Consider the following 5736-nt stretch of genomic DNA (forward strand, 5'->3'; position numbering starts at 1 on the left):
GGGCCCGCACGGCGAGGGCTTCCGGGTCCGGGCGCACGTCCCCGCACAGGACACCGCCGCCCCGCCCGCCCCACGCGTCGCCTCGCCCGCCTCCCCCTTCGCCCGGGCCCGCCGCCGCGTCGCCCTCGGCCTCGGCGCCGCCGCCGGTGCCGGGGTCGTCCTGGTCGGCGCGGCCTTCGGCTGGTACGCGTACACGGAGACGCACTCGGTGCTCAGCCCCGCCGCGTACGCCGAGTTGTCGCCGGGGACGCCGCTCGCGCGGTTCGCGGACGTACTGCCGGACCGCGTGGTGCACGACCCGCCCTCCGACCGGGCGCCCGCGCCGCCGAAGGACGCCGACTGCCGCTACTACCGGGCGAGCGGCGAACTCCTCGTCTCCGTCGACCACTTCCGGCTCTGCTTCGACGGCGAGGGCCGCCTGGTCGCCAAGGACGTCGTCCCCCGCGTCGGGCTGTCCGGCGAGGGACGCGAGGAATACGAGGAGTTCGTACGGTGATCCGGGTCCTGCTGGCCGACGACGAGGCGATGGTGCGGGCCGGGGTGCGCGCGATCCTGGCGAGCGGCGGCGAGAGCGAGGTCGTCGCGGAGGCCGGTGACGGCCGGGAGGCGGTCGAACTGGCCCGCGCCCACCGCCCCGACGTCGCCCTGCTGGACATCCGTATGCCCCGCCTCGACGGCCTCGCGGCGGCCGAGGAGATCGTGGGCACCGTCCCCGGCACCGCCGTCGCCATGCTGACCACCTTCTCCGAACAGGCCTACGTGGCCCGCGCGCTGTCCGCCGGTGCCACCGGCTTCCTGCTCAAGTCCGGTGACCCGTACGAACTGATGGCGGGCGTGCGGGCCGTGGCGGACGGCGCCGCGTTCCTGTCGCCGAAGGTGGCCCGGTACGTCATCGAGGACCTCGGCAGGGGCGGCGGCCGGCTCGCCCGCGAGGACCACGCACGCGCGCGCGTGGCGCGGCTCAGCCCCCGCGAACGCGAGGTGCTCGGCCTCGTCGGCGCCGGCCTGTCCAACCCGGAGATCGCCGCCCGGCTGCACCTGGTCGAGGGCACGGTGAAGGCGTACGTGAGCGCGGTCCTGGACCGGCTGGACGTACGCAACCGGGTCCAGGCGGCGATCGTGGCCTACGAGGCGGGGCTGGTCGGACCCGGCGCGTGAGGCCTCACCGGCGCCGGTGCGTGGCGACGTACGCCGCCGCGGGCGCGGTGGCGGACCCCGGCCCGGCGAGCCAGCGGACGGCGGGCGCGGACGAGGCGCGCAGGGCGCCGGCCAGCCGCGTCGCCGGACCTGTGCCCAGCCGTACGGCGGCCACGGCGACGGCGGTGCCCAACAGCAGCCCGGCGGCGACGTCGTGCGGGTAGTGGACGCCGACGAAGACGCGGGAGAAGGCCATCAGGAGGGCGAGGGGCGCCGTCAGCAGGACGAGCGCACGCCGGACGAGGGCCAGGGCGACGGCCGCGGCACCCGCGATGGTGGCGTGGTTGCTGGGAAAGGACCAGTCGCCGCTCGCCGGGCACTCGGCCAGCGACGCGACGGCCCCGGTGACCGCCCGGCACGGACGCTCCTCGGTGAGACCGGACTTGATCAGTTCGCTGCACACGTACGCCAGGGCCGTGGCCACGGGTGCAAGGACCGCGATCGCGAACGCCCGGGGGCTGCCGCGGCGCGCTCTCCACCACGTGGTGACGAACAGCGCGGCGAACAGCAGGAGTCCGGCCTCCGTCCACACCTCCGCCGTGTGCTGGACCCACGCGGGCGTGTCGTGGGCGAAGCCGGTGATGTCTCGGTAGAGCTCGTCGTCTCCAAAGGTCATGGTCACGGACCGTAGGCGATCCGGCGATCCGGTCACACCCTGCGATCGACACGTGCCGTACCTGACGATCGGCAGGGGTGCGGGGACGTCTCCGGAATGATGATCCGGAAAAGTTGCGGGCTGAGCGGCGGGTGGGACAAGGGAACGCGTCGATCTCTCGTACAGTTTGCGCCGTGGGATCTCTGCGCAATCCGGTCGGGCCGCTTCCCTCCTCCATCTACTGGCGACGGAGGGCCGTACTGCTGTCCGTGTTCGCCCTGTTGGCGCTGTTGGTCACGTGGATCGTGGTCGTCGGCGACGGGGGCGGCGGAAAGGGCCACGACGACGGTGCCGACGGCAAGCACCCCGCGCCGTCGATCACGCCGGGCCCCTCGGGATCCGGCCCGGCGATCAGTCAGGCACCGGGCGGACGGGACGAGTCGAGCGGCGGAGGCTCCGGCGGCTCGGGTTCCGGCGGCGGCGACGGTTCGGGTGACGGGACCGGGGACGGCTCCGGTGAGGCCGGCGGGGACGGCTCCGGCGGATCGAGCGGTTCGGGTGGATCGGGCGGTTCGGGTGCCGGCGGTCCGGTGACCGGTGTCGGCGCGGGTGACGCGCTGCCGGCCGGTTCGAGCCTGCCCGGCTGCTCCGCGAACGCGGTCAAGCTGAGCGTGCGCAGCGTCCGCAACTCCTACTCGCCCGGGCAGACGCCCACCTTCGAAGTGACCGCCCGGAACACCTCCGGCAGCGACTGCAAGATCGACCTCGGCCCGAAGCACGCCGTGCTGACGATCACTCCGGCGAGCGGCGACGACGCGTACTGGTCCTCCGACGACTGCCCCAAGGGCTCGGGAAGCCTCACGTACCGGGTGGGCGCCGACAGCGGCATCACCTCCACCGTGAAGTGGGACCGCAAGCCGAGCGCCCCCGAGTGCGGGACGCCCCCGGCGGGTTCGGCCAAGGCGGGGACGTACCTGGTGGAGGCGAAGGCCGCGGGCTTCGGGAAGGTGCAGACGTCCTTCGTGCTGGAGGACGACTGACGCGGACGGTCAGACGTACCGCTCCAGGATCGACGACTCCGCCAGCCGCGACAGGCCCTCCCGGACACTGCGTGCACGCGCCTCGCCGACGCCGTCCACCGTCTGGAGGTCGTCCACGCTCGCGGCGAGCAGCTTCTGGAGTCCGCCGAAGTGCTCCACGAGCCGGTCGATGATCGCACCGGGCAGCCGCGGCACCTTGGCCAGCAGCCGGAAGCCGCGCGGCGACACCGCGGAGTCCAGCGTCTCGGGCGACCCGGTGTACCCCAAGGCCCGGGCCACCGTGGACAGTTCGAGCAGTTCGGCGTGGCTGAGCTTGTCCAGCTCGGCCAGCGCCTCGTCGACCGTACGGGACCGCTTGGCGGTGGGCTCGGGCACGTAGTCCCGCACGACCAGCTCACGCTCGGGTTCCACCCCGGCGATCAACTCGTCCAGTTGCAGCGCCAGCAGCCGCCCGTCGGTACCCAGCTCGACCACGTACTCGGCGATCTCGGTGGCGATCCGGCGCACCATCTCCAGCCGCTGCGATACGGCCGAGACGTCCCGGACGGTCACCAGGTCCTCGATCTCCAGCGCGGACAGCGTGCCCGCGACCTCGTCGAGCCGCAGCTTGTACCGCTCCAGCGTGGCGAGCGCCTGGTTGGCCCGCGACAGGATGGCGGCGGAATCCTCCAGGACCCGCCGCTGCCCGTCCACGTACAGGGCGATCAGCCGCATGGACTGCGAGACCGACACGACGGGGAACCCGACCTGCTTGCTGACCCGGTCCGCCGTACGGTGCCGGGTGCCGGTCTCCTCCGTGGGGATCGTCGGATCCGGCAGGAGCTGCACTCCCGCCCGAAGGATCTTCGACAGGTCCGACGAGAGGACGATGCCGCCGTCGAGCTTGCACAGCTCACGCAGCCGCGTGGCGGTGAACTCCACATCCAGCACGAAACCGCCGGTGCACATCGACTCGACGGTCTTGTCCGACCCGAGGACCATCAGGCCGCCGGTGTTGCCGCGAAGGACCCGTTCCAGGCCGTCCCTCAGAGGCGTGCCGGGCGCCACGGCGCTCAGGGAGGCGCGCATCAGGCCATCGGCACCGGCACTCCCACCGGATTTTCCGGGAGCTGCTGCCCGGTCGTTGGCTGCCACTGCACTCCTCCGGTCGCAGGTTCTTCTGGCGCTCCCGTGTCGCACACTCGGTCGTACGGACGGGCGAGACCAGGGCAAAGTCTACCGGCGGTCCTCCTCCTCCCGTGGGGCCTCTCGCCGACGGGAGCGCGGAAGGACCCGCAGGGCGTCCCCCATGTCCGCGACTTCCAGGACCTTCATGCCGTCAGGGACCCTGCCCGGATCGGTCGGTACCAGGGCATGAGTGAACCCCAGCCGGTGCGCTTCGGCGAGTCTGCGCTGCACGCCCGTGACCCGTCTCACCTCGCCGGCGAGCCCGACTTCGCCGATCGCGACGAGGTTCTTGGGGAGCGGGGTGTCGCTGGCGGCCGAGGCCAGTGCCAGCGCGATCGCGAGGTCGGCGGCCGGCTCGGACAGCTTCACCCCACCGACCGTCGCGCTGTAAATATCCCTTTTGCCCAGCGCGCTGATCCGGCCCCGCTGTTCCAGCACGGCCAGCATCATCGACACCCGGGACGTCTCCAGACCGGAGGTGGTGCGCCGCGGGGACGGGATCTGCGAGTCGACGGTGAGCGCCTGCACCTCGGCCACCAGCGGCCGGCGCCCCTCCAGGGTGACGGTCAGACAGGTGCCGGGCACGGGCTCGGCACGACGGGTGAGGAACAGCCCGCTGGGGTCGGCGAGGCCGGTGATGCCCTCGTCGTGCAGCTCGAAGCAGCCGACCTCGTCGGTCGTCCCGTACCGGTTCTTGACACCCCGCACCAGCCTCAGCCGCGCGTGCCGGTCGCCCTCGAAGTGCAGGACGACGTCGACCAGGTGCTCCAGCAGCCGGGGTCCGGCGATGGCGCCGTCCTTGGTGACGTGGCCGACCAGCAGCGTGGACATGCCGCGCTCCTTCGAAGCCCGGATGAGGGCGCCGGCCACCTCCCGCACCTGGGCCATGCCGCCGGGGGCGCCGTCGATCTCGGGGGAGGCGACGGTCTGCACGGAGTCGAGGATCAACAACGACGGCTTGACCGCGTCCAGGTGCCCCAGCACGGCCGCGAGGTCGGTCTCGGCGGTCAGGTACAGATGGTCGTCGATGGCCTTGATCCGGTCGGCACGCAGGCGCACCTGGCTCGCCGACTCCTCACCCGTGACGTAGAGGGTCTTGTGCTCCTCGCTGGCCGACTTGGCCGCGACGTCGAGCAGCAGCGTGGACTTCCCGACGCCGGGCTCACCCGCGACGAGCACCACGGCACCGGGCACGAGCCCGCCGCCGAGCACCCGGTCCAGCTCGGGCACGCCGGTCGGGCGAGCGGTCGCCTGACGGCCGTCGACCTGGCCGATGGGCAGCGCGGAGGTGGTGACGCGCCCCGGCGTCGTCGTACGGACCGCGGGCGCGCCGTACTCCTCGACCGTGCCCCAGGCCTGGCACTCGGGGCAGCGGCCGAGCCACTTGGCCGTCTGCCAGCCGCACTCGGTGCAGCGGTAGGACGGCCGGTCCTTGGTGGTCTTCGTACGGGCAGCCATGCACGAACGGTAACGGGCCCCACTGACAGCGTCCCGCGGCGGCGGGTGGGGCACGTGGTCGGTCGTGTGCTTCGGGCGCCCGGCGCGGGTGCGGGGCGGGGTGGGCCACGTGGCCCGGCGTTGCCGGGGTGCGCGGCGCGGGCGCGGGCCGGAGGTGGGTCGCGTGGCCCGGCGCTGCCGGGGTGCCGCTGCGCCCACCAGTGCCGCCCCAGCGGCACTGCTGCCCGCAGCTACGTGGGTCAGTCGCGTACGGCGCGAAGGGGACGTGTCGGGGGGTGT

At 73.2% G+C, this 5736-nt stretch carries 5 protein-coding genes and 1 pseudogene; 3 read left to right on the top strand and 3 right to left on the bottom strand.

Translation table 11 applies throughout. From position 1 onward, the window contains the following. Both GTW67_RS23740 and GTW67_RS23745 read left to right on the top strand, forming a co-directional pair. Nucleotides 1-496, top strand: a pseudogene (locus GTW67_RS23740) (sensor histidine kinase); the annotation flags it as partial. Further along, nucleotides 493-1158, top strand: coding sequence for a response regulator (locus GTW67_RS23745; protein ID WP_161166830.1), 666 nt, complete (start codon nt 493-495; stop codon nt 1156-1158). The pseudogene GTW67_RS23740 and the gene GTW67_RS23745, both read left to right, overlap by 4 nt. A gap of 4 nt (nt 1159-1162) precedes the next feature. On the opposite strand, the gene GTW67_RS23750 is transcribed toward GTW67_RS23745, so the two are convergent. Further along, nucleotides 1163-1813, bottom strand: coding sequence for a phosphatase PAP2 family protein (locus GTW67_RS23750; protein ID WP_161166831.1), 651 nt, complete (start codon nt 1811-1813; stop codon nt 1163-1165). A gap of 173 nt (nt 1814-1986) precedes the next feature. Here GTW67_RS23750 and GTW67_RS23755 point away from each other — a divergent pair, with 173 nt between their 5' ends. Beyond that, on the top strand, nt 1987-2832 hold the full coding sequence (locus GTW67_RS23755) for a hypothetical protein (RefSeq protein ID WP_161166832.1): 846 nt from the start codon (nt 1987-1989) through the stop codon (nt 2830-2832). A 9-nt stretch (nt 2833-2841) separates the two neighbouring features. Here the strand turns inward: GTW67_RS23755 and disA are convergent, their stop codons facing one another. Both disA and radA read right to left on the bottom strand, forming a co-directional pair. Next, nucleotides 2842-3966 carry a DNA integrity scanning diadenylate cyclase DisA gene (disA, locus tag GTW67_RS23760; RefSeq protein ID WP_161166833.1) on the bottom strand — a complete coding sequence of 375 codons (1125 nt, stop codon included), beginning with the start codon at nt 3964-3966 and terminating at the stop codon, nt 2842-2844. A gap of 81 nt (nt 3967-4047) precedes the next feature. Further along, nucleotides 4048-5457 carry a DNA repair protein RadA gene (gene radA / locus GTW67_RS23765; protein ID WP_161166834.1) on the bottom strand — a complete coding sequence of 470 codons (1410 nt, stop codon included), beginning with the start codon at nt 5455-5457 and terminating at the stop codon, nt 4048-4050. Nucleotides 5458-5736: the final 279 nt, after the last annotated feature.

Source organism: Streptomyces sp. SID5910, assembly GCF_009862125.1.
Classification (GTDB): domain Bacteria; phylum Actinomycetota; class Actinomycetes; order Streptomycetales; family Streptomycetaceae; genus Streptomyces.

Excerpts from the sequence above, each read along its gene's own strand:
- GTW67_RS23750 (WP_161166831.1), bottom strand. The coding sequence starts at position 1,813 with ATGACCTTTGGAGACGACGAGCTCTACCGAGACATCACCGGCTTCGCC.
- radA (WP_161166834.1), bottom strand. The coding sequence starts at position 5,457 with ATGGCTGCCCGTACGAAGACCACCAAGGACCGGCCGTCCTACCGCTGC.